We start from the raw sequence: 21932 nt of genomic DNA, 5'->3' as shown, positions 1-21932 counted from the left end.
CTATACGGGCAGCGGAACGGGGTTCAGTTCCTCGAACGCGAGCGGACGGCTTCGATGGCCGAGATGTACCGGTACGTCGTACAGCCGGCCGGGCGCGAACCGGGCGTAGAACGGGCGTAGTCCGGGCACCACCACCTTCACCACCGCGATCCCGACATCCGGCCGGGTCTGGTCGAGCACCAGCAGTTCCATGCCGTGCCGGGTCACCAGCGCGCGGATGTGCTCGATGTCCGCGAGCAGGTCGTCGTGGCGCCGGAAGTCCGGCCAGTCACCGGGGCACCTGGCCGACTGCCCCGGATCCGGCACGAGTTGGGGCTGGGCGAGCAGGGTCCCGCCGGGCATCTGCTGGGGTGCCGGCAGCAGTTGGGCCGCCTCGGTCAGGGCCCGCCGCAGCGCGAGCCGTGGCTCGAAGTGCGCCCCGAAGCCGCACACCAGGTCGGGTTCCCGGTCGTCCGCGGGCCTGGACACGGCGGCCACGACGGGTACGCCGAGGTCGGTGGTGAGGTCGATCGCCTCCACCGTACGGCCGGCCCGGCCGAAGGCGTCCCGCAGTCCGGCGAGCCACGGCTCGTCGAACGCGTCGAGGTCCAGGGCGGGCAGCCGCAGCCGGTTGTACCACCACACGGCGACCGCGTCCCGTTCGACGAGTTCGAGGAACCCCTGGACCACGGCGTCCTCCAGGCTGCTGCCCGCCGCGTTGCCGTTGGAGTCGGCCCACAGCCCGTCGGCGGTGCCGCCGGGCGAGGTGTCGAAGTACAGGGTGGAGGTGGGCAGCAGCCGGTGCGTGCCCGCGGTGAGGGACCAGACCGGCGTCCAGTCGGTGGGCGCGCCGGTGTCGAAGGCGCGGCCCACCTGGTGGAAGGAACCGTGCACGGCGTTCCATCGGTCCCGTTCGGCGAACTGCCGCCGGTGGAACAGCTGGTAGGTGTTCGGGTGGACGGCCCGCTCGCCCAGGGCGGCGCAGCTGTCCCGGACGGTCAGCTCGTCGCCCTGCCGGGAGGCGCAGTACCGTTCCACCGCCTCGCCCAGCGCGCTGGCCCGCGCCTCCGCCGGCGTGGTGCCCTTGCCTCCGCTGCGCGCCCGCAGCACCCGCCGCACCCCGGCCGGCGCCTGGGCGCGCAGCGCGAGGTTGTGGCCGGAGTCGTAGGCGTGCAGCCCCTCGGGCATCCCGGGCAGCGGCCGGATGTCGGTCACGACACCGGTGAGCTGCCCGACGAGATGGCGGTTGCGCTCCAGCATCTGTTCGGCGGACAGCGCGCGGTCGTTGCTGCCGCCGCCGGCCGCCTTGGGCCGGGAGACCGGCGTCACCGGTCGCCGGGTCCCCTCGGCCACCAGCCCCGGGTCACCGCAGCCCGGACACTGGGGGCGCCGCGTCACCTGGTGGTGGGTGCTGCGCAGGGTCAGGCTGTCCAGCGCGCACACCGACCGCTGCTCCGGACACCGCAGCCCCGCCAGCCACTTGGCGGCCTCCAGGACCGCGCTGTGCAGCCCCAGAGCGCGTACGGCGGCCAGCGACGGCGCGGGCCGCGGCACCGGTCCGTCCAGCCCGAGCACCCGCTGCACCTCCCGGTCCGCACGCCGGTGCGCGCTCAGCCGGTGTGCCAGACACTCCCAGCAGGGCCCGTCCCCGCCCGGCGCGAACACCGGGCCGGTCCAGGGCTCGGCGCCGAACGGCCTGGCCAGCAGCCAGGGCCGCCCCCGGCCGCGCAGACGCGCGGCCAGGGAACGGAGCCGGGGGTGCAGGTAGTCCTCGCACAGCACCAGCGCGAACGGCGCGTCGGCGTCGGCCGGCACGGTGCTGAGACCGGCCGCCCGGCAGGCGGCGTGCGCCTCCTCGGGGTCGACGTCGCCCACGGTGTACAGCGCCACCGGGGTGCCGCACACCTGCTCCTGGGCCGCGGTGCCCTCGAGACCCGCACGGTCCCAGTAGGCCTCCGCGGACCGGCCCTCGGCGCCGGCCTCCGCCGGGCACCGGCCGTCGGGCCGGTAGCCGACCAGGTTGGCCTGGGCCAGCCGGCGCACCAGCCGCCCGGCCTCGTCCACCGGCATGGCCGACGCGGCCTCCCGCAGCAGTTCGGGGAGGGTGCGGCTGCCGTCCAGCAGGGAGGCCAGGGTTCCCACCCCGGCCCCCCGGACGGCCGTGACGTCCTTGTCGGACAGGACGAACACGGCCTCACCGCCGGCCGTTTCGGTCCGCACATGGCGCTTGAACGCCACGAACGGGCCGAGGGCGGATCTCTCCGCCGCGGTCACTCACTCACCTGACCGCTCGGCAGCTCAGGGGACCAGCAGGTGCACCAGCGCGCCGTCGAGGCGTCGGAGGCAGCCGCGGTGAGGCTCTCCACGACACGGCTCTCACCGGCCGCGTCCTCCGCCTCGGCGGCCGTCAGACCGAACTCCCTGAGCACCGCTTCCCGGTCCGCGTCGAAGCGCCGGGCGAGTTCGGGCTCCAGACCGGTGCGCGCCGCCAGCTCCGCGAACCGTATGACTTCTTCTGTCACGTTCATGTGTGCCCCCTGTGATGAACGACGAATACGTGATGGCCGATGCGCAGATCGAACTTCCGTCGGCGTCTGCTTCGAGAGTCTGGGGCGGACGGCGCCCCGGCGGCAGTGCCACGTTCACAGGACGCCCATGACATTTTCATGAATGAGCGCATGCCTGACTCACTGGGCCGTTGAGGCCCCGGATGCGAATCTCGGTGTCAGGACTCCGTACCGGTCGCCGCGGGGATCACCAGGCGGCCGTGCCCGAGGGGGAGACACGCATGGAGATCAAGGTCCTGGGGTCGCTCGCCGCACACGAGCACGGGGTCCCGGTGGTGCCCACCGCCGCCAAGCCCCGCCAGCTGCTGGCGCTGCTGGCCCTGCACGCCGACCGCGTGGTGACCGTGCCCACGCTGATGGAGGAGATCTGGGGCGAGAACGTGCCCCGCAGCGCGTCCACCACGCTGCAGACGTACATCCTCCAGCTCCGCCGGAAGATCGCCACGGCGCTCGCGGACGAACCGGCGCTCGACGCCAAGGACGTCCTGGTCACCCGGCTCGGCGGCTATCTGCTGCGGGTCCAGCCCGGCCAGGTCGACGCGCACGAGTTCGAGCGGCTCGCCGACCACGGCCGGGCCGCCTACGACGTGGCCGACTACCGCACGGCCTCCGACCTGCTGCGCCGCGCGCTCGGCCTGTGGCAGGGCCCGGCGCTGGTCGACGTACCGGCCGGCTCGGTGCTGGAACTGGAGGTGCTGCGCCTCAACGAGGAGCGCACCACCGCCCTGGAGCGGCGCATCGAGTCCGACCTGCGGCTCGGCCGGCACGCCGAGGTGGTCCCGGAGCTGCGCGTGCTGGCCGCCCGCCACCCGCTGCACGAGGGCTTCTGCGCCCAGCTGATGCGCGCCCTGCACCACACCGGAGGCAGTTGGCGGGCGCTGGAGGCCTACCAGCGGCTGCGCGGCTCGCTGGTGCGCGAGCTGGGCCTGGAGCCGTCGGCCGCGCTGCGCGGACTGCACCAGGCGGTGCTGGCCGGCGACCCGGACCGCGCGCTGCACCCGGCCGTCGCCGACTGACCGCGGGCGGCCCGGAGTCGAGTCGTTCTCCAGGGGACGTGCCGGGGGCTTTGAGGACGTCTCCCTACGGTGGCGCAATGACGACCTTCGACGAACTGCTCGCCCTCGCCCCGGCGCCCGATCTGGGCCGTTCCACCGACGAGTTGAAACGGCTGAAGGAGGAGCTGAGCCGGGGCCCCGACGCGGAGGCCACCCGGCGCCAGCACGCCAAGGGCAAGCTCACCGCCCCCGAGCGTCTGCGCCTGCTCTTCGACGAGGGCACCTTCAGCGAGATCGAACCGCTGCGCCGGCACCGCGCCGCCGGCTTCGGGCTGGAGGCCCGCAAGCCGCACGGCGACGGCGTGGCGATCGGCTGGGGCCTGGTGCACGGCCGCACGGTCTTCGCCTACGCCCACGACTTCCGGGTCTTCGGCGGCGCCCTGGGCGAGGCCCACGCCCAGAAGATCCACAAGGTGATGGACCTGGCCGAGGCGGCGGGCGCCCCCCTGGTGGGGCTGAGCGACGGCGCCGGCGCCCGCATCCAGGAGGGGGTCACGGCGCTCGCCGGCTACGGCGGCATCTTCCGCCGCAACACCCGCTCCTCGGGGGTGATCCCGCAGATCAGCGTGATCCTCGGCCCGTGCGCGGGCGGCGCCGCCTACTCGCCGGCCCTGACCGACTTCGTGTTCATGGTGCGCGGCACCGCCCAGATGTTCATCACCGGCCCGGACGTGGTCCAGGCCGTGACGGGCGAGAAGATCACCCATGACGGGCTCGGCGGCGCCGACGTGCACGCGGGGATCTCGGGCGTGTCCGGCTTCGTCTACGACGACGAGGCCGAGTGCCTGGCCGACGTACGCCATCTGCTGTCCCTGCTGCCGCAGAACAACCGTGAGCTGCCTCCCGTCGAGCGGGCCGCCGACCCCGGCGACCGGCGCACCGACGCCCTCACCTCGCTGGTGCCGGCCGACCCCCAGCAGGCGTACGACATGCGCGCGGTGATCGAGGAGATCGTCGACGACGGCGACTACTTCGAGGTGCACGAGGCGTGGGCGCGCAACGTGGTGTGCGCGCTGGCCCGTCTGGACGGCCATGTCGTGGGCCTGGTCGCCAACCAGCCCGCCGCGCTGGCCGGCGTGCTGGACATCCACGGCTCGGAGAAGGCCGCCCGGTTCGTGCAGACCTGCGACGCCTTCAACATCCCGCTGGTCACCCTGGTCGACGTGCCCGGCTTCCTGCCCGGCGTGGACCAGGAGCACGGCGGGATCATCCGGCACGGCGCCAAACTGCTGTACGCGTACTGCAACGCCACCGTGCCCCGCATCTCGCTGGTGGTCCGCAAGGCGTACGGCGGCGCCTACATCGTCATGGACTCCCGTTCGATCGGCGCGGACCTGTCCTTCGCCTGGCCGACGAACGAGATCGCCGTGATGGGCGCGGAGGGCGCCGCCAACGTGGTGTTCCGCCGGGAGATCGCCGCCTCCGACGACCCCGACGCCACCCGGGCCCGGCTCATCAAGGAGTACAGGTCCGAGCTGATGCACCCCTACTACGCGGCCGAGCGCGGTCTCGTCGACGACGTCATCGACCCGGGCGAGACGCGTGCGGTGCTCGTCCGGTCCCTGGCGATGCTGCGCGCCAAGCGCGTCGCCCTGCCCGAGCGCAAGCACGGCAACCCGCCGGTGTGAGCGGGCATCCGCCGGCGAGCTGGTTCGAAAAGGGTGATTCCGTATCATCGCCGTTACCAGCCGTGAGTGGCCGCGTTGAACGGGAAGTGCGGCGGCGGGTCCTGCCGCCGCACTTCCCGAATCAAAGGAGAACGTGATGTCTCGCATCGCGAAGGCAGCCGTAGTCGCCCTCGGCACGGGTGCCGTGGCGCTCAGCGGCGCCGGCCTGGCCATGGCGGACGCGGGCGCCCAGGGTGAGGCCATCGGCTCGCCCGGCGTCCTGTCGGGCAACGTCGTCCAGGTCCCGATCAACATCCCGGTCAACGTGTGCGGGAACACCGTCAGCGTGATCGGCCTGCTCAACCCGGCCTTCGGCAACCACTGCAGCAACAACGGCGGCCACGACAAGCACGACGACGGCAAGCACAGCGACGACGGCAAGCACGGCGCCAAGCACGGCGGTGGCCACGGCAAGGGCGGCTACGGCGGCTGACGCCCCCAGGCACCGCTGACGCGCACGGACCTGACCGTACGCACCAGGAGAGCCCCGGCACCTCGAGCGCCGGGGCTCTCCCCTGTTCCGGTCCGGCTCACGCGTACCGGTAGATCCCGCTGACGTCCTCCAGCTGGTCCGGCGTCACGTCCCACGGCGGCAGCTTCTCGTACCGCGCGACGATCCGCTCGTGCTGGTCGCTGCCCGGGCCGGGCGGCTGCGCGGGCAGATAGCGGGCGCCGCGGTGGCGCCGCTGCCAGCGTGACCACTGGAGGTCCACGAAGGCGTGGTGCAGCCAGAACACCGGGTCGTTGACGGACGCCCCGCCGACCATGACCCCGCCGACCCAGCGATGCACGCGGTTGTGGTTGCGCCAGGCGACACTGCCCCGCCCGGTCCCCCACCCCTCCAGTCTGTTGCGGAAGCCCGTCGTGGAGGTGGAGTCCCAGGGCGCGGAGTCGTAGCGGGGCTCGCGCAGCGCCGACTCCAGTTCGCCCGCGGTGGGCAGCGCGATCGGGTCGCGGGCACGTCCGAGGTCCCGGGTGAGGTATTTCTCGTCGGTGATGCCCACCTTGAGCGTCCAGTCGCCCTCCGCGTAGGCGAACGGTCCCGTGGTCACCCGGTGGTCCGAGCGCCGGCCGTTGCCGCCGAGGAGGTCCGCGGTCCAGGGCACGGAGGCCGCCGTGCGGTCCCTGGTCCAGTCCCAGTACGGCACGCTCACCGACGCGTCGACCCGGCGCAGCGCCCGCTCCAGGTCCAGCAGGAACCTGCGGTGCCAGGGGAGGAACGAGGGCGCCATGTGGGCCGTACGCAGTCCGTCCTCGCCGTCGGAGACGTAGTAGGCGATGTGGGTGCGCACGAACTCGTCGTACTCGCCCCGCCGTTTGACCTCCAGCAACGCCTGTACGAAGCGCCGCCGCTCGGCGCGCGTCAGCGTGCTCACGTCCTTACGGATGTACGCCATGGTGTCCCCCCGGGTGCTGGTGTCCCCCGCCGGTCATGTCGTGCGCCGCCGCGTCCCCGGGGGCGCGCAGCCGCTGTCCCGGCACGAGTTCGCCGACCGCCGCGCGGGTCGCCTCCAGCGCCGTCGGGTACGACCGGTAGTGGTCGACCATGCTGAGCCAGGTGCCGTCGGCGCGGCGCATCAGGTGCAGGGGCCGGCCGTCGACCGTGACGTGCCACCGGCCGCCGGCCCCGGTGCGCAGGCCCTGGATGCGGCGGCCGAGGCAGGTCTCGTCGAACGCGAGGTCCGCGGGCGCCCGGAGCGGCTCCGGAGCCCGGGAGGCGGCGAGGACCGGGGCGAGCGCCACGGCGGCGGCGGGTGCGAGCAGTCCTCGCAGCGCGTCCCTGCGGGTCGTGTGCGGCGGCCCGGCTCTCCTCCGGTCCCCCTTCCGCTGCCCGGTGTCCGCCCCTACCGCGCCGACTCCGGCACCCACGCTGACGCTGACGACCATCGTTCGCTCCTCGTCCGGTTCGGTTGTCCGTAGCGGTAACCGCCCGCCGCCCCGCCGGGTCACCGTCCGGCGGCGTCCGATCGGGCGCGCACCCGATGGTCGTCCCTGGTGTGCGGCCCGGCCGACGCCGGCGTGCCCTACAGACCGGGGCCCATCCCCAGGTCCGCGCCCGGCACGGTCTGCAGCACCGGGGCGAGCACGCCGGCCTGCGGCGACTTGAGGGCGGGCAGGCCGTAGTTGCCGGGGTTCGGCGCGGTGAGCGGGGCGTCCAGGTTCAGGCCGGGCGACAGGGTGCGCAGGGCGGCGGCGGGCACCCCGACGGCGACGTGGTCGAAGCCGTCCCCGATGACGTGCGGCAGCGGGGCGCGCAGGCCCGCGCCGGGCAGCCCGCCGGTGAGCGGCAGCTGCGGGATCACCGGCTCCGGAAGGAGACGGCCCTCGACGTACCGGGGGCCGCCGGGCAGGCCCGGCACCGGCAGCGGCAGTTCCCCGCCGAGCTCGGGCAGCTCGATGTCGAGGGACTTCTCGACACCGTCCAGGGGCACGGGGACGGGGACCGTGCCGAGCGCGGCGGCGGGGGCCGCGCCGGCACCCACGGCGGCCGCGGCGGCCGCGACGCCCGTGATGACGGCGGCGAGGGTTCCTCGGGTGGTCGGCTTCATGTCGGCTACGGTCCCTTTCAGGATTCGGGGGCTCAACGTCCGTACCACGTAACGACCCTGAGGCGGCGACCAGCGCAGGATTCCCCCGAGTGCCGCAGTAGTACGACGGAGCGGATGATCAGCTCGTCCAGAAATCCCACCACCGGGTCAGCACCAGCATGCCGACGATCCCGATGTGCAGGGCCGGCACGACCCAGGTGAACTCGGCGAGGAACGACCGCAGTCCGTCCGGTGCGGGCAGGAAGCCGTGCCGTACGACGAAGGACGTGACGTACCAGAACAGGAGGATGGTGGCGACCCAGGCGAGACAGCACCACAGGCACAGGGCGTTGATCCGGTACAGCGACTGGAACTGCAGCCAGGACACGAACCCGACCCCGAACAGGCACCCGGCATCGAGGAGCAGCCAGTACCAGCCGGGGAAGCGGGCCTTGGCCAGCAGGCTCACGCCGACGCAGACCACCATGGCGTAGGCGACCAGACCGAGCATCGGGTTGGGGAAACCGAAGACCGCGGCCTGGTCGCTCTTCATCACGCTGCCGCAGGACACCACCGGGTTGAGGCTGCAGCCGGGGGTGAAGCCGGGGTCTTCGAGCAGCTTGAACTTGTCGATCGTGATGACCCAGGAGGCCAGCAGCCCGGCCGCCCCGGTGATCACCAGCAGCAGCGCGAAGGCGGTGCCGCCGCCCTCGGCCCGCGCCCACCGCCCCGCGGGGGCGTCCATCAGCCGCGCAGGCGGCGGGCGGGCAGGACGATGTGCGCCGCCGCGTTCAGCGTCTCGTCGGCGCCGGCGAAGGCGGCCAGCGCCTCCGGCTCGACGGGCCGGCCGGGCTGCGCCTCGGGCCAGGGTCGGGTGGTGAACACGAAGTAGGCGAAGCCGCGTTCGGCGACGGCCTCCAGCCACTCCGGCGGCGGGGTGCAGGTGGCGGTGAAGCCCGGCATGGTCAGGACGGCCTGGCCGGACTCGACCAGCAGACTGACCGGCAGGCTCGGCCTGCCGTTGCCGTCGACGAGGTCGCCGCCGACAGGCAGACCGTTGTTCTCCAACAGCGCTTCCAGGGCGGCCGACGCGGCCTCCGGGCCGTCCGCCGCGTCCCCGAGCGTGTAGGCGAGGAGGTAGGGCATGTCACCGTCGGGGCCTTCACCGCTCCAGGCCATCACGACGAGCGTGCCCAGGTCGCCGGCGCGGGCGGAGCGGGTTTCGTTGGGGGTTGAGGTCACCGCGCGACCTTATCGACGCGCCGGAACAGGGCCGGACGGGTCTCACCCGACCGGGCGATCGGGTGGCCCGTGTCCACACGAACGAGGGACACCGTCGAACAGCGCGAAGGACCGGTCCCGCACGACCCGGAACCGGCCCCTTCCGGCGCACGGCGCCCGGCGCCGGCCCCTTCCGGCGAACGGCGCACGGCGCCCGGCGCGCGCCGTCGGCCGCGGACGTCAGTGCCGCAGGGGCAGCCCGCCGAGGAGGCCGCCCTTGTTGTTCAGCGCGGTGGTCGCGCCCTTCGCGGTGTTGAGCACCGAGTCCTTGTTCTCGGTGTTGAGCGCGTCCGACTGGTGCTGGAGCGGCATCAGGTCGTTCGCGGTCAGGGGGCCCTTGGTGAGGGTGTTGACGGCGCCGTTGAGGCTGGAGGGCGTCAGGTCGGCGGTGCTCTGGGCGAACGCGGGCGCGGCGGCGCCCGCGAGGACCAGGGAACCGGCAACGACAGCGGCAGCCTTCAGGGACTTCATCGTGTTCCTTTCTGCGGCAACTCAGGTCGCCGACGGCAGTTCTGACGCCGTGTCTAACGATCCCCGGCCGGAGCGGAAACCCCGTACGGGAGGGTTTCCGCAGGCCACCCGAATGAACGGAGGCCGGCGTGAGCGGGCGGGCGCGGAAGAGCCGTCGCGCCGGCCACGGGGAAGGCCGGCACGACGGCTCGCGCGCGCCCGCGGGTGGGCACCGCTCAGTGTGCGGGCGGCGCGACTCCCACCGGGGTCTCCGGCACGTCGGGCACGCTCGGCAGCGCCGGCGGTTCGGGCAGCCCCTCCAGGCTCGGGGCGGGCAGGCCGCTGTCCAGCAGGGTCGTGGTGAGCAGGTCGACGAGGTCCGTCACCAGGCTCGTGACCGCGGGGCCCACCTGGCCGACGTCACCGGAGGTGGCCGCCTTGATCAGGGCGTCGACGGCCGTCTGGACCGCGGTGAGGGCGTCGTCGGTGAGGTCGGCCGACCGGACCGTGACGGCCCTGGTTCCGCCGGCCGCCTCGGTGCCGGTGACGGGAGGAACCGTGGCCGGGAGGGTCGTGGCCGGGAGGGTCGTGGCCGGGAGGGTCGTGGCCGGGAGGGTCGTGGCCGGGGTGGTCGCCGAGGCGGCCGGTGAGGCGGCGACGATCTTGGCCACGGCCGTATGGACGGCCTTGACCAGCGAGTTCGCCTCCACGGGGGAGAGCTGACCGCTGTCCGCCTTGAGCACGGCGTCCAGCAGTTGGGTGACCGGGGTGAGCACGTCGCCGAGCTCACCCAGGGACCTGACCTGGGCGACGAGCGCGTCCGCGCCGGGGACCGGCGTGTGGGCCGCCGCACGGGTGCGCTCCCGGTCCGGGTGGCTCTCGGCCGCCAGGGCGGCGGGCGCGGCGACCGCGAGCAGAAGGGTGGCGCAGAGTGCGGTGGACGCGGTACGCCGTGCGGGCAGAGCACGCATGGGTGTTCCTCTCGATGTGTGTCGGATCCTGAGCCCACCGTGGGAGCACCCACCGCGCCCTGCAACCGAGCGAACACACCAGGTCACCCGTTCCGCTCCGGACGGAGGCCGTCACCCCTGGTCAGCGGCGCGCCGCGCCCGGCCGGCCGCCCCGGCGCCCGCACCACCCGTTCGGGGGGCGGCGGGCGGCCCGGAAGGACGCGCCCCCGCGGCCGGGACGCCCCGCGACACACGCGAACCGGCCGCCCACCCGTGGGGAAACCACGGGTGGGCGGCCGGCCGGAAGAACGTGCGGCGCCGACGTCAGTCGTTCACGCACTGGTTGCCGAAGGCGGGGTTCAGCAGGCCGACCACGTTGACGGTGTTGCCGCAGACGTTGACCGGGATGTGGACCGGGACCTGGACGACGTTGCCCGACAGCACGCCCGGGGAGTGGACGGCAGCGCCGTGCGCGTCGCTGTCGGCGGCGGCGATGCCGGCGGTGCCCGCAACGGCGGCGGCCGCAACGGAGGACAGGGCCAGGCCCTTCGCGATACGCGACATGGAGAGGTGCTCCTTGGGGGTTGACACAAAATCACCCGGGCGGGGATGCCCGGCGCTGTGTCAACGCGTGGCGCCCGCGCGGGTTGTGCCGCCATTGGGGTGATCTCACCGAGGGCTCGCTTCACCATTCCGACACACTTGTCCGGATTCACCGAATTGGTACGAATTGGCATTAGTGTGGCGCACCTCCCGACGCACATTCCTGCCCGTGCACCGATGGGTGATCCGCGACTTCCCGGTGCGCGAACGATTCCCGAAAGGGCACCGCCGGTCATGCCTCAACTCCCGGGTCCGTCGCTGCGCCGTGCCATGGTGGGCGCCCTAGCCCTCGGCATGCTGGGCGCACCGCTCTGCGCCGCCGCGGCCGCCGGACCGACCCCGTCCGCACCCCCGGCGCCACGGGCCCAGCGGCTCGCGTTCGCCGAGCGGTACCGCGTCTCGCAGCACGGCGGGTTCGTCCGCGCGGCCAACGCGTCCATCAGCTGCCGTACCACCGGCCCACGGGCCGCTCCCTCGTGTCCGGCGGTCCGCGCGGGCTCGACCGCGGCCAACGGCGACTTCGACATGTTCTACGTGGACGTCGACCGCGACCCGAACACCTACAACTCCTCCCGTGCCGCGGTCCGGCTGCCCGCGGGCTCCCGGGTGACGTACGCGCGGCTGTACTGGGGCGGCAACCTCCGGGTGGGTGAGCAGAAGCCGCCCAGGGACAACGGACGGGTGCTGATCGCCGAGCCCGGCGGCGCGTACAAGGCCGTGCTCGCCGACACGGTCACCGGTCACCGGACGGCCGGCGGCGCGGACGCCTTCCAGGCGTCGGCGGACGTCACGAAGCTGGTGCGGGACAGCGGTTCGGGCCTGTACACGGTGGCGCAGGTCAACGTGGCGATGGGCAGGTCGGCGGCCGGCGCGTGGGGCGGCTGGACGCTGGTGGTGGCCTACCGCGACCCCCGCCGCCCGCTGCGCCACCTCGCCCTGTGGGACGGCTTCGACATGCTGAAGTCCCCCGCCGGCCGGGAGATCCGGCTGCGCGGTCTGCGCGTCCCGGCGCGGGCCACCGGCCAGGCGGGCCTGGTCGCGTACAACGGCGACCGCGGCCGTACGGGGGATTCACTCACGCTGTCGACCGGCCGCGGTCCGGGCACCGCGCTCACCGACGCCGCCAACCCCCGGGACGACGTCCTGAACTCGACGATCAGCGGGCCGGGGGCGGCGCCCGGGGAGCGTGCGCCCGCGTACGCGAACACGCTCGGTTACGACTCCGACGTGTTCGATCTCGGAAATGCCCTGCGCCGCGGTGGTGACCAGCTGGCCTTCCGGCTCGTTTCCCACCGGGACGCGGCATGGGCCGGTGCGCTCTTCGTCGCCGTCGACGCGCAGCACCCGGCGCGTTCCCGCATGTCCCGAGCACGCCCGTGAGCGAGGAAACCGCGCAATGCACCAGTCAGCAACCGACCCTCGGCCCCGGGTCCTGCACGTCATCCAGCCCGTGGACGGCGGGGCCGCCCGGGTCGTGACGGACCTGGCACGGGCCCAGGTCGCCGCCGGCCTGCACGTCACGGTCGCCTGTCCGGACAGCCCGCTCGGCACCGCGCTGCGAGCGCTCGGCGCCGACGTACGGCAGTGGGAGGCGGCGCGGTCGCCGGGCCCGGCACTCGCGCGGGAGGTGCGGCGGCTCGCGCGGGTGATCGAGACCGTTCGACCCGACCTGGTGCACGCGCACAGCGCGAAGGCCGGACTGGCCGGGCGGATCGCCGTGCGGGGGCGGATCCCGACCGTGTTCCAGCCGCACGCCTGGTCGTTCGAGGCGGTCGGCGGGATCACCGAGGCGCTCGCGCTGCGCTGGGAACGGTACGGGGCCCGCTGGGCCGCACGGGTGGTGTGCGTGAGCGAGGCCGAACGCGGAACCGGGCTGCGGGCCGGGATCGGCGGGCGGTGGAGCGTGATCCCCAACGGCATCGACCCCGGGCGGTTCCATCCGGCCGCCGTGGACACCGTACGGGCCGGGATCGGACAGCTCGCCGGGATCGACGCCGGGACGCCCCTGGTGGTGTGCGTGGGGCGGCTGTGCCGGCAGAAAGGACAGGACGTCCTGCTGCGGGCGTGGGACGCGGTCGTCCGGCGCGTCCCGCACGCGCGTCTGGTGCTCGTCGGAGACGGCCCGGACCGGGCGCGCCTGCGCTCCCGCGCCCCGCGCTCGGTGCTGTTCGCGGGAGCCGTCACCGACACCGCCGCCTGGTACCAGGCCGCCGACCTGGTGGTGCTGCCCTCGCGCTGGGAGGGCATGGCGCTCGCCCCGCTGGAGGCGATGTCCTGCGGGCGACCCGTGGTGGTGTCGGACGTGGACGGCGCCCGGGAGAGCCTGCCGGCCGCCCTCACCGCGCGCTGCCTGGTGCCCCCGGACGATCCGGCCGCGCTGGCCGGGGCCGTGACGGACCTGCTGCTCGACCCGCTGCTGCGCGAGTCGCTCGGCCATCAGGGACGCCGTCACGTCCTGGCCACGCACGACGTGCGGCAGGCGGCCGCCGCGATGACGGGTGTGTACCGCGAACTGCTCGGCGGGGGCGGTACGGAGGCGAACCGAGGAACAGGGCGTGTCCAGCCCACCGAGTACAGGGAGTCCATCCACTCGTGACTGCGGAAAGCACCGTCCCCTCGCCCGGTGGGCGCGACCTCGGATTCTCGCCCGTCTCGGTCATGCCGGCGCGCGGCGCGGCGGCCGGCTTCCGGTTCCCCGCCCACCGGCCCCGTGACCTCCCCGTCTCCCCTTTCCCGCTGCTCGTCGCGGACTTCGCCGCCGCCGTGCTGGGCGCGCTGGCGTGCGCCGGGGCCCAGCCGCGTCCCGTCCTGGTGGCGTCGCTGGTGGCCGCCTCGATGCTGCTGCGTCCGCGACCGCCCCGGTCGGTGCCCGGCGTGCTCGACGAACTGCCCGCCGTGTGCGGGCGGATCGCGCTGCTGTGGCTCTGCGCCGCGGCCGCCGTGGCCGCCTGCGCTCCCGGCCGGGCGCTGCCCGCCTCCGGTCTGCTCCTGGGGTTCGCCGTGCACGCGATCGCGGGCTGCGCGGGCCGCGGCGCCGCGCACTGGCGGCGGCGCACCGAGCTGCTCGCCCACCCGCGCACCGCTCTCGTCGTCGGACCGGCGGCCAGTGCCCAGCGGGTGGCGGCGGCCGTGCTGCGCCATCCCCGCTGCGGGGTGCGGCCGGTCGGCGTCGTGGCCGAGGAGCCGGACGGCAGCGAGGGACTGCCCGTGCTGACGACCGGCGAGGAGGTCGAGCGGGCGCTCATCCAGAACGGCGTACGGGACGTCCTGACGGTGCATCCGTCCGTACGGTCCGGGCAGGGGCCGCTGCTGCGGGCGCTCGCCGAGTCGGGCTGCGCGGTCTGGGAGGTCGACGCGGACTCACCGTCCTACGAGATGCGGGACCAGATCGCCGGATTCGCCTGCCGGCGGCTGGAGATGGGCTCGCGGCGGCGCGGCAGCGCCGGCAAGCGGGCGCTGGACGTGGCGGTGTCCGGGACGCTGCTGCTGCTGGTCAGCCCGCTGCTGCTGGTGTGTGCGGTGGCGCTGCGGCTGACCGGCGGCCGGGGCGTGGTGTTCCGGCAGGAGCGCATCGGCCGGGACGGCGAGCCGTTCACGCTGCTGAAGTTCCGCACCCACCGCCCGGTCGACGAGCACGAGGCGGCGACCCGCTGGAGCGTGGCCAACGAGCACCGCATGCCGTGGTTCTGCCGCTTCCTGCGCCGCACCTCGCTGGACGAACTCCTCCAACTGTGGAACGTCTTCTGGGGCGACATGAGCATGGTCGGACCGCGACCCGAACGCCCGTACTTCGTCGCCAAGTTCAGCCAGACCTACCCCGGCTACGCGGCCCGCCACCGGATGCAGACCGGTATCACCGGCCTCGCCCAGATCCACGGCCTGCGCGGCGACACCTCGATCGAGGACCGGGCCCGCTTCGACAACGCGTACATCGACAACTGGTCGCTGTGGCAGGACGTGTGCATCCTGCTGCGCACCGCGGTCGCGCTCGTGCGCCCGACGGGGAGCTGAGCGGATGAGCCTCGCACTGAACCCGCCCCGCGTGCGGGCCGTCTCCCCGGTCCTGCCCGTGGTGGCCGTGGTCGTCCTGCTGACGCTGCCGGTGTCGCCGGACGGCGAGGGCGGCGCGGGCCCCGCCGACGCGCTGTCCGCGCTGGTGGTCCTGTACAGCGTGGTCCGGGTCCTGCGGGACCGGCGGCGCCCCCTGTCCCGTACGGCGGCTGTCGTGCTGGGCCTGCCCGTGGCCGGACTGGCCCTCGCCGCGGCCGGGGCCTCCTCGGCGACGGCCGGGCTCACCGGCATGGGCCGCTATCTCCAGGTCTTCGTGCTGGTCCCGGTGGCCGTGGTGCTGCTGGTCCGCGGCCGGCCCGACTTCCGGCTGCTGGCCTGGGCGTTCGTCGGGCTCGCGCTCTGCCAGGGCGCGATCGGCGTCGACCAGTTCGTGACCGGGACCGGCGCCTCCTACCAGGGCGAGGACATCCGGGCCGTCGGCACCTTCGGGGCGATGGACGTGATGGGCATGGCGACCGTCGTGTCCTTCGGCCTGGTGTGCGCGCTGGGGCTGGCGCTGGGCCGCGCCCCGGTACGCCACCGGGCCGTCGCCGCCGGCTGCGCGCTCGTGCTGCTGCTGCCGCTGGCGCTGTCCTTCAGCCGCGGGGCGTGGATCGCGACGGCGGTGACCTGCGTGGCGCAGCTGGTGCTGGCCGGGGTGCGGCGGGCGCTGACGGTGGGCGCGGTCCTGGTCGCCGTGAGCGTGGTCCTGGTCGGCGGGTTCGGGGTCGGTTCGGCGATGCTCCAGGAGCGGATCGACAGCATCACCCGGGTCACCGACGCGCCCGACCAGTCCGTCACCGACCGGTACACCCTGTGGGCGGCGGCCGTCGGCATGTGGCGCGAGCGGCCGCTGACCGGGGTGGGGCTCAAGGGCTTCCCCGAGCAGCGGGACGCGCACGCGTCGCTGGCACTGTCCGCGGGCAGCGACACGGAGGGCGCGGGCGCCGCCTTCCGCAAGCAGCCCCTGCTCTCCCCGCACAACATGTACCTCCTCGTCCTCGCCGAGCAGGGCCTGATCGGTCTGCTCGCCCTCGCGGGCAGCTGGCTGGCGCTCCTGGTGTGCGCCCTGCGCGGCCTGGTGCGGGCCCGCCGGTCCGGGCCGGGCCTGGACTGCGCGCTCGTCGCCTGTGGCCTGCTGGTCTGGCAGCTGACCGACTTCTTCTACGCCGACATCGGCGGCCCGTCGACCGTGCTGACGGCCCTGTGCTTCGGGCTGGTCGCCTGGTGGGCGCTGGTCGGCGGCCGCTTCGAGGAGGCGTCCGCCCCATGCCGGTGACGCCCTCCCCGACTCCCCGGGCCGGCCCGGAGGACACGGACGGGGCGGCGGACACGCAGGGTGCCACCGGCGTCCGGGTCCCGCCCGGCGCGCGGGACACCGCGGGCCCGCCCCCGCCCGCCGCGCCCGCCGCGCCCCCCGGCCCCCCCGCGGCCGGCCCACCGGCGCTTCCCGCCGCGCGCGCCCGGTCCGAGGCCCCCGGTGAGGCCGCCGGTAGCGGCGCCGGTGAACTCCCCGCCGTGTCACGGAGGTTCCTCGCCAAGGCGACCGCCGTCACGGCGGCCCTGTCCGTCGCGGGCTCCGTCCTCGGACTGCTCCGCGACCAGTTCCTGGCCCGGCTGTTCGGCGCAGGCAGCGACACCGACGCGTTCCTGGTGTCCTGGACCGTGCCGGAGTTCGCGGCCACCCTGCTCATCGAGGACGGGCTGGCCTTCGCCCTCGTCCCGGCGTTCAGCCTGGCCCTGGCCCGGCGCGCGCGGGGCGCTTCCGGCGACCCGGTCCGCGCGCTGGTCGCCGCCACCCTGCCCCGCCTCGCGCTGGCCTTCGTCGCCGTGTCCGCGCTGATCGTGGCCGGCGCCCCCTGGGTCGTCGGGGCCCTCGCGCCGGGTCTGCCCGACCCCGCCCTCGCCGTGACCTGCACCCGGCTCACCGCGACCTGCGTCCTGAGCTTCGGGCTCGCCGGCTACTGCAGCGCCGCCCTCCGCGCGCACCGCCGGTTCCTGCTCCCCGCCGGGATCTACGTGGCGTACAACACCGGCATCATCACCACGATGTTCGTCCTCGGCGACAGCTGGGGCGTGCGTTCGGCGGCCGCCGGGGTCGCGGTGGGCGGGGCGCTGATGGTGGCGCTCCAGGTGCCGGCGCTGGGGCGGCAGCTGCGCCGGCGACCGGTGGCGCAGGACGGGCCGGCCGAGCGGTCCGGACGCGCGGTGACGCTGACACTGGTCGCCACGGTCCTGCTGTTCGCGCTGTGCCGTCAGTCGCAGGTCCTCGTCGAACGCTTCCTCGCCTCCACCCTCCCCGCCGGGGCCATCTCGCATCTGAACTACGCGCAGAAGGTGGCCCAGATCCCGATGACGCTCTCGCTGATGCTGTGCACGGTCACCTTCCCGGTGGTCGCGCGGGCGCTGGCCGAGGGCGACACCGAGCGGGCCCGCAGCCGCGTGGAGCGAGACCTCGCGCTGGCGGCCTGCACGGTGCTGCTCGGCGCGGCCACGGTGATCGCCTGCGCCCCGCAGATCATCGGACTCCTCTTCCAGGGCGGCGAGTTCACCGCCCTGGACACGGCGGCGACCGCCACCGTGATGCGCGTGTACGCCCTCGGCCTGCTCGGCCAGACCCTGGTCGGCGTGCTGGTCCGCTCGTACTTCTCGGCGGGCCGCCCCAGCTGGTACCCGGTCGGCGCGATGGCCGTGGGCATCGTCGTGACCGCCTGGCTCGGCACGTGGGCGGTGGGCGTCTGGGGCGTGTGCGGGATCGCCGCCGCCAACGCCACCGGCATCACCGTGACGGCCGCGCTGCTGCTGGCCGGCATGGGCGAGCGCAGTGTCCCGATCCGCACCCGGCGGGTGCTGGGCGAGCTGAGCAGGCCGCTGCGGGCGGCGGCGGTCGCGACGCTCGCGGGCTGGTTCGTGGCGGGCCGGGTGCGGACGCCGGTGCCCGGTCTGCTGGCCGGCTCGGCGACCGTCGCCCTCGTCTTCGCCCTGCTCGGCCTGGCCCTGGGCGCCCAGGGCTTCGCACCCGCCCTCCGTTCCGTACGGACCGTCACAGGAAAGCTCACTCATGGCCGCTTCCGCTGATCCCCGCGCCCCCGGCGACATCCGCTCCCCCGCCGCGCCCCGCCCCGGGCCGGTGCCCTGGGTGGCGATGTACCACTCGGTGGGCGACTGCTCGGACGACCCGTACCGCGTCACCGTCACACCCGACCGGCTCGACCGGCAGCTCGGCTGGCTGGCCCGGCGCGGTCTGCGCGGGGTGTCCGTGGCGGACCTGCTGGCCGCCCGGGCCGCCGGCGCGGGCCGGGACCTCGTCGGGCTCACCTTCGACGACGGTTACGCCGACTTCCTCACCCACGCCCTGCCGGCGCTGCGCCGCCGGGGGTTCGGCGCCACCCTCTTCGTGCTGGCGGGCCGGCTCGGCGGTGACAACGCCTGGGACCCGCTGGGCCCGCGCCGGCCGCTGCTGAGCGCCGACGGCATCCGGGGCGCCGCCGCCGAGGGCGTGGAGATCGGCTCGCACGGGCTGACGCACGTCGACCTGACGACGGTGGACGACCTCACCCTGAAGCGGGAGACCGCCGAGAGCAGGGCCGCGCTCACCGAACTGACCGGCACCGCGACCACCGGCTTCTGCTACCCCTACGGGATCGTGGACCAGCGGGCCGTCGTAGCCGTGCGGGAGGCCGGGTACGGCTACGCCTGCGCCATCGACCCGGGCCCGCTGACCGGCCCGCACGCCCTGCCCCGCGTGCACGTCGGACAGCACGACACCGCCGTACGCCTGTTCCTGAAGCACCGCCTGCACCGGCTGCGGCGGCGCCCCGTGGCGGGGCTGTGACATGCGGGCCCTCCATGTCATCACCGGCCTCGGGGTCGGCGGCGCCGAGCAGCAACTGCGGCTGCTGCTGCGGCATCTGCCCGTCGAGTGCGACGTCGTGACCCTCACCAACCCGGGCGCGGTCGCCGACGGACTCGCCGCGGACGGGTTGCGCGTGGTGCACCTCGGCATGTCCGGCAACCGCGACCTGGCCGCGCTGCCCCGCCTGGTCCGGGTGATCCGCCAGGGCCGCTACGACCTCGTGCACACCCACCTCTACCGCGCCTGCGTCTACGGCCGCCTCGCCGCCCGCCTCGCCGGCGTCCGCGCGGTCGTCGCCACCGAACACTCCCTCGGCGAGTCGCAGTTGGAGGGGCGCGAGCTGACGGCGGGCGTGCGCGCCCTGTACCTGGCCAGCGAGCGGCTCGGCCGGGCCACGGTCGCCGTCTCCCCCACGGTCGCCGACCGCCTCCGGCGCTGGGGGGTGCCCGGGCCGCGTATCGAGGTCGTCCCCAACGGCATCGACCTGGACCGCTTCCGCTTCGACCCGGCCCTGCGGCTGCGCACCCGTCGCCGGCTCGGTCTGCCCGAGGACGCGTACGTCGTCGGCGGTATCGGGCGGCTCGCCGCGGGCAAGCGGTTCGACGTGCTGATCCGGGCGCTCACCCGGCTGCCCGGTGACTACTGGCTGCTGCTGGTCGGCGGCGGTCCGCAGGAGCACGCCCTGCGGCGCACCGCGCACGAGGCGGGCGTCGCCGACCGGGTCCTGTTCACCGGCGAACGCCCCTGCCTCCCCGACGGCTCCGCCGGCCCCGACCTTCCCTCGCTGACCTCCGCGATGGACGTGCTGGCCTCGCCGTCCTCCGAGGAGGCGTTCGGACTGGCGATCGTGGAGGCACTGGCGGCCGGCCTGCCCGTGCGGTACGCCTCCTGCCCGGCCATCGAGGACCTGCCGCCGCACACCGCGCCTGCCGCGCTCCGCGTCCGGGGCGGCCCGGAGGCGTTCGCCCGCGCCCTGGCGGACGCCCGGGCGGACGGGCCCCGCCCGCGCACCGCGCCGGAAGCCGCCCGTCACTACAGCATCGACCGCAGCGCCGCCCAGCTCATGGGCGTCTACGCCGCCGCGGCCCCGCACTCGTCGAACCCGTCACCCCAGGGAGCCAGTTCCTCATGACCGAGAACACCGCCGGACCGCGCCGCCCGGCCCTCGCCCGCACCCGGGCCCTGCCGTCCTGGTCGCTGCTCGCGGCCGGCCTCGTCGCCGGCTCGCTGCTCGGCGGCACCTACGGCCTGGTCAGGACGCCCACGTACACGGCCACGAGTTACGTCGTCGCCGTACCCACCGAGAAGTCCGAACCGGCGTCCGCGCTCGGCTTCGCGCAGGTCTACGGCCGGGTCGCCACCCAGCTCGCGGTGCTCGGCGACGCGCAGGTCTGGGCCGGGGTGCCGGTGAGGACGCTGAAGTCGAGCGTGCAGACGGCGACCTCGCCGGACGCGCCGATGGTGGCGATCACGGCGACCTCCTCCCGCCCTGACCTGGCCGCCGACATGGCCAACGCCGTCTCGCGCGCGCTGACCCGGCACGCGAACGACACGAAGGCCGAGACCCACGTCGAGCTCCAGCAGTTCGCCCGCGCCGTCACACCCACCGACCCGTCCTCGGTCTCGCCGGCCGTGACGGGAATCGTGGGGGCGAGCGCGGGCGGTCTGCTCGGCGGTCTGCTGCTGCTGGTGCGGCCCCGGCGGACCACCCAGGAACCCGCGTGGCCGGCCTCCGTGCCGAGCCCGGCCACCGCCGCCGACGTGCACGGGCAGCTGTGAGGTACTCGGCGCAGCTCGTCACCGACGAGGCCGGTTTCGCCGGGCTGGCCGGGGACTGGGAGCGCCTGTACGACCGGTGCGCCGCCGCGACCCCGTTCCAGAGCCACGCCTGGCTGCACTCCTGGTGGCTGTCGTACGGCAGGCCCGGCCGGCTGCGCCTGGTGCTGGTGCGCGACGGCGCCGAACTGGTCGCCGCCGCCCCGCTGATGCGCGTACGGCGGCCGGTGCCGGCGCTCGTGCCGCTGGGCGGGGCGATCTCCGACTACGGGGACGTCCTGCTGGACGACGAGCGCGGCGAGGAGGCGGTGGCCGCGCTCACCGAGGGCCTGTCCAGCGCCGCCCGCACCGCGCTGATCGACTTCCGCGAGGTGCGTCCCGGCGGCGCCGCCGAGCTGATCTACGACCGCTGGCCAGGGCCGCGCCGCCGGGTGAGCGACTCGGTGTGCCTGGAGCTGCCCGCGCTGCCGATGGACGAACTGGTGGCCCGGCTGCCGTCGGCGAAGGCCCAGCGGGTGCGCGCCAAGCTGCGCAAGCTGACCGCTCTCGGGGTGGAGCGCCAGGTCGTACGGCCGGACGAGGTGGACGCGGCGCTGCACCGGCTGCTGGACCTGCACCGCCTCCAGTGGCAGGGCCGGAAGGTGACGTCCGAGCATCTGCGGCCCCGGTTCTGCGACCACCTGGTGCGCTCGGTGGGCCCGATGGTGCGCTCGGGCAACGCCGTGGTCACGGAGTTCCGGCTGGACGACGACGTGGTGGCCGTGGACCTGACACTGCTGTCGCGGCGCCTGGCGGGCGGCTACCTCTACGGCGCCCACCCGCGGCTGCGTGAGCGCAAGGCGGACGTGGCGGTGATGCTCCTCGACGCGTGCGCCGAGCACACCCGAAGCGGTGCGCCCGGCACGCTGAGCCTGCTGCGCGGCAACGAGCCGTACAAGCACCACTGGCGGCCCGAACCGGTCGTCAACCAACGGCTGTTGCTGGCCCGGCGGCGCACCGCCCCGCTGCTGTCGGCGGCGCTGTGCGACGTCGCCGCCCGGCGGCGGGGGAAGGAACTGCTGCGCAGATGGAGGGAGCGCGGTGGGGGGGGGGGGGGGGGGGGGGGGGGGGGGGGGGGGGGGGGGGGGGGGGGGGGGGGGGGGGGGGGGGGGGGGGGGGGGGGGGGGGGGG

The 21932-nt window shown here is 74.7% G+C and carries 22 protein-coding genes; 12 read left to right on the top strand and 10 right to left on the bottom strand.

What is annotated here, in order from left to right; all coding sequences use genetic code 11:
- A complete protein-coding gene (locus AC07AZ_RS35670; RefSeq protein ID WP_478854910.1) occupies positions 1–2253 on the bottom strand; it encodes a TOMM precursor leader peptide-binding protein in 2253 nt (750 codons plus the stop codon).
- Positions 2250–2507, bottom strand: coding sequence for a hypothetical protein (locus AC07AZ_RS35665; RefSeq protein ID WP_356046273.1), 258 nt, complete (start codon positions 2505–2507; stop codon positions 2250–2252). Before AC07AZ_RS35665 ends, AC07AZ_RS35670 begins: the two co-directional genes overlap by 4 nt.
- A 260-nt stretch (positions 2508–2767) precedes the next feature.
- Between AC07AZ_RS35665 and AC07AZ_RS35660 the strand changes: the two genes are divergently transcribed.
- From AC07AZ_RS35660 to AC07AZ_RS35650, 3 genes are all read left to right on the top strand, one after another.
- The gene (locus AC07AZ_RS35660) at positions 2768–3562 is read left to right on the top strand and encodes an AfsR/SARP family transcriptional regulator (RefSeq protein ID WP_478854909.1); all 795 of its coding nucleotides are present in this window, start codon (positions 2768–2770) and stop codon (positions 3560–3562) included.
- Positions 3563–3639: 77 nt separating this feature from the next.
- Positions 3640–5229, top strand: coding sequence for an acyl-CoA carboxylase subunit beta (locus AC07AZ_RS35655; protein ID WP_478854908.1), 1590 nt, complete (start codon positions 3640–3642; stop codon positions 5227–5229).
- Positions 5230–5365: 136 nt separating this feature from the next.
- The gene (locus AC07AZ_RS35650; RefSeq protein WP_478854907.1) at positions 5366–5701 is read left to right on the top strand and encodes a chaplin; all 336 of its coding nucleotides are present in this window, start codon (positions 5366–5368) and stop codon (positions 5699–5701) included.
- 97 nt (positions 5702–5798) lie between these two features.
- Here AC07AZ_RS35650 and AC07AZ_RS35645 read toward each other — a convergent pair whose 3' ends face one another.
- From AC07AZ_RS35645 to chpG, 8 genes are all read right to left on the bottom strand, one after another.
- Positions 5799–6665, bottom strand: a complete 867-nt coding sequence (locus AC07AZ_RS35645) for a tyrosinase family protein (RefSeq protein WP_478854906.1) — start codon at positions 6663–6665, stop codon at positions 5799–5801.
- On the bottom strand, positions 6649–7155 hold the full coding sequence (locus tag AC07AZ_RS35640; RefSeq protein WP_478854905.1) for a tyrosinase family oxidase copper chaperone: 507 nt from the start codon (positions 7153–7155) through the stop codon (positions 6649–6651). The genes AC07AZ_RS35645 and AC07AZ_RS35640 overlap by 17 nt, the downstream gene beginning before the upstream one ends.
- 137 nt (positions 7156–7292) lie before the next feature.
- On the bottom strand, positions 7293–7817 hold the full coding sequence (locus AC07AZ_RS35635; protein WP_478854904.1) for a hypothetical protein: 525 nt from the start codon (positions 7815–7817) through the stop codon (positions 7293–7295).
- A 118-nt stretch (positions 7818–7935) separates the two neighbouring features.
- Positions 7936–8541 carry a vitamin K epoxide reductase family protein gene (locus AC07AZ_RS35630; RefSeq protein ID WP_478854903.1) on the bottom strand — a complete coding sequence of 202 codons (606 nt, stop codon included), beginning with the start codon at positions 8539–8541 and terminating at the stop codon, positions 7936–7938.
- A complete protein-coding gene (locus tag AC07AZ_RS35625) occupies positions 8541–9038 on the bottom strand; it encodes a DUF5949 family protein (protein ID WP_478854902.1) in 498 nt (165 codons plus the stop codon). Before AC07AZ_RS35625 ends, AC07AZ_RS35630 begins: the two co-directional genes overlap by 1 nt.
- Positions 9039–9257: 219 nt before the next feature.
- The gene (locus tag AC07AZ_RS35620; RefSeq protein WP_478854901.1) at positions 9258–9548 is read right to left on the bottom strand and encodes a hypothetical protein; all 291 of its coding nucleotides are present in this window, start codon (positions 9546–9548) and stop codon (positions 9258–9260) included.
- Positions 9549–9763: 215 nt separating this feature from the next.
- Positions 9764–10498 carry a hypothetical protein gene (locus tag AC07AZ_RS35615; protein WP_478854900.1) on the bottom strand — a complete coding sequence of 245 codons (735 nt, stop codon included), beginning with the start codon at positions 10496–10498 and terminating at the stop codon, positions 9764–9766.
- Positions 10499–10801: 303 nt separating this feature from the next.
- Positions 10802–11041 carry a chaplin ChpG gene (gene chpG / locus AC07AZ_RS35610; protein ID WP_478854899.1) on the bottom strand — a complete coding sequence of 80 codons (240 nt, stop codon included), beginning with the start codon at positions 11039–11041 and terminating at the stop codon, positions 10802–10804.
- A 273-nt stretch (positions 11042–11314) separates the two neighbouring features.
- Here chpG and AC07AZ_RS35605 point away from each other — a divergent pair, with 273 nt between their 5' ends.
- The 9 genes from AC07AZ_RS35605 to AC07AZ_RS35565 form a co-directional block, all read left to right on the top strand.
- A complete protein-coding gene (locus AC07AZ_RS35605; protein WP_478854898.1) occupies positions 11315–12460 on the top strand; it encodes a DUF3344 domain-containing protein in 1146 nt (381 codons plus the stop codon).
- A gap of 16 nt (positions 12461–12476) precedes the next feature.
- A complete protein-coding gene (locus AC07AZ_RS35600) occupies positions 12477–13676 on the top strand; it encodes a glycosyltransferase (protein WP_478854897.1) in 1200 nt (399 codons plus the stop codon).
- Positions 13673–15091, top strand: coding sequence for an exopolysaccharide biosynthesis polyprenyl glycosylphosphotransferase (locus tag AC07AZ_RS35595; RefSeq protein WP_478854896.1), 1419 nt, complete (start codon positions 13673–13675; stop codon positions 15089–15091). The genes AC07AZ_RS35600 and AC07AZ_RS35595 overlap by 4 nt, the downstream gene beginning before the upstream one ends.
- Positions 15092–15095: 4 nt before the next feature.
- Positions 15096–16409 carry an O-antigen ligase family protein gene (locus tag AC07AZ_RS35590; RefSeq protein WP_478854895.1) on the top strand — a complete coding sequence of 438 codons (1314 nt, stop codon included), beginning with the start codon at positions 15096–15098 and terminating at the stop codon, positions 16407–16409.
- Positions 16400–18208, top strand: coding sequence for a murein biosynthesis integral membrane protein MurJ (murJ, locus tag AC07AZ_RS35585; RefSeq protein ID WP_478854894.1), 1809 nt, complete (start codon positions 16400–16402; stop codon positions 18206–18208). The genes AC07AZ_RS35590 and murJ overlap by 10 nt, the downstream gene beginning before the upstream one ends.
- Positions 18192–18965, top strand: a complete 774-nt coding sequence (locus AC07AZ_RS35580; protein WP_478854893.1) for a polysaccharide deacetylase family protein — start codon at positions 18192–18194, stop codon at positions 18963–18965. Before murJ ends, AC07AZ_RS35580 begins: the two co-directional genes overlap by 17 nt.
- Position 18966: 1 nt before the next feature.
- The gene (locus AC07AZ_RS35575; protein WP_478854892.1) at positions 18967–20118 is read left to right on the top strand and encodes a glycosyltransferase; all 1152 of its coding nucleotides are present in this window, start codon (positions 18967–18969) and stop codon (positions 20116–20118) included.
- The gene (locus AC07AZ_RS35570; RefSeq protein WP_478854891.1) at positions 20115–20765 is read left to right on the top strand and encodes a YveK family protein; all 651 of its coding nucleotides are present in this window, start codon (positions 20115–20117) and stop codon (positions 20763–20765) included. The genes AC07AZ_RS35575 and AC07AZ_RS35570 overlap by 4 nt, the downstream gene beginning before the upstream one ends.
- Positions 20762–21932: GNAT family N-acetyltransferase (locus AC07AZ_RS35565; RefSeq protein WP_478854890.1), on the top strand; the 1171-nt coding region annotated here is incomplete at its 3' end. The genes AC07AZ_RS35570 and AC07AZ_RS35565, both read left to right, overlap by 4 nt.

The organism is Streptomyces sp. NPDC043878 (assembly GCF_056435735.1).
This window is presented reverse-complemented; position numbering and strand designations above follow the sequence as displayed.

Coding starts and splice junctions, on each gene's coding strand:
- murJ (WP_478854894.1), top strand. CDS start 16,400: ATGCCGGTGACGCCCTCCCCGACTCCCCGGGCCGGCCCGGAGGACACG.
- chpG (WP_478854899.1), bottom strand. CDS start 11,041: ATGTCGCGTATCGCGAAGGGCCTGGCCCTGTCCTCCGTTGCGGCCGCC.
- AC07AZ_RS35580 (WP_478854893.1), top strand. CDS start 18,192: ATGGCCGCTTCCGCTGATCCCCGCGCCCCCGGCGACATCCGCTCCCCC.
- AC07AZ_RS35650 (WP_478854907.1), top strand. CDS start 5,366: ATGTCTCGCATCGCGAAGGCAGCCGTAGTCGCCCTCGGCACGGGTGCC.
- AC07AZ_RS35635 (WP_478854904.1), bottom strand. CDS start 7,817: ATGAAGCCGACCACCCGAGGAACCCTCGCCGCCGTCATCACGGGCGTC.
- AC07AZ_RS35655 (WP_478854908.1), top strand. CDS start 3,640: ATGACGACCTTCGACGAACTGCTCGCCCTCGCCCCGGCGCCCGATCTG.
- AC07AZ_RS35570 (WP_478854891.1), top strand. CDS start 20,115: ATGACCGAGAACACCGCCGGACCGCGCCGCCCGGCCCTCGCCCGCACC.
- AC07AZ_RS35615 (WP_478854900.1), bottom strand. CDS start 10,498: ATGCGTGCTCTGCCCGCACGGCGTACCGCGTCCACCGCACTCTGCGCC.
- AC07AZ_RS35605 (WP_478854898.1), top strand. CDS start 11,315: ATGCCTCAACTCCCGGGTCCGTCGCTGCGCCGTGCCATGGTGGGCGCC.
- AC07AZ_RS35600 (WP_478854897.1), top strand. CDS start 12,477: ATGCACCAGTCAGCAACCGACCCTCGGCCCCGGGTCCTGCACGTCATC.
- AC07AZ_RS35590 (WP_478854895.1), top strand. CDS start 15,096: ATGAGCCTCGCACTGAACCCGCCCCGCGTGCGGGCCGTCTCCCCGGTC.
- AC07AZ_RS35640 (WP_478854905.1), bottom strand. CDS start 7,155: ATGGTCGTCAGCGTCAGCGTGGGTGCCGGAGTCGGCGCGGTAGGGGCG.
- AC07AZ_RS35575 (WP_478854892.1), top strand. CDS start 18,967: ATGCGGGCCCTCCATGTCATCACCGGCCTCGGGGTCGGCGGCGCCGAG.
- AC07AZ_RS35665 (WP_356046273.1), bottom strand. CDS start 2,507: ATGAACGTGACAGAAGAAGTCATACGGTTCGCGGAGCTGGCGGCGCGC.
- AC07AZ_RS35645 (WP_478854906.1), bottom strand. CDS start 6,665: ATGGCGTACATCCGTAAGGACGTGAGCACGCTGACGCGCGCCGAGCGG.
- AC07AZ_RS35660 (WP_478854909.1), top strand. CDS start 2,768: ATGGAGATCAAGGTCCTGGGGTCGCTCGCCGCACACGAGCACGGGGTC.
- AC07AZ_RS35630 (WP_478854903.1), bottom strand. CDS start 8,541: ATGGACGCCCCCGCGGGGCGGTGGGCGCGGGCCGAGGGCGGCGGCACC.
- AC07AZ_RS35620 (WP_478854901.1), bottom strand. CDS start 9,548: ATGAAGTCCCTGAAGGCTGCCGCTGTCGTTGCCGGTTCCCTGGTCCTC.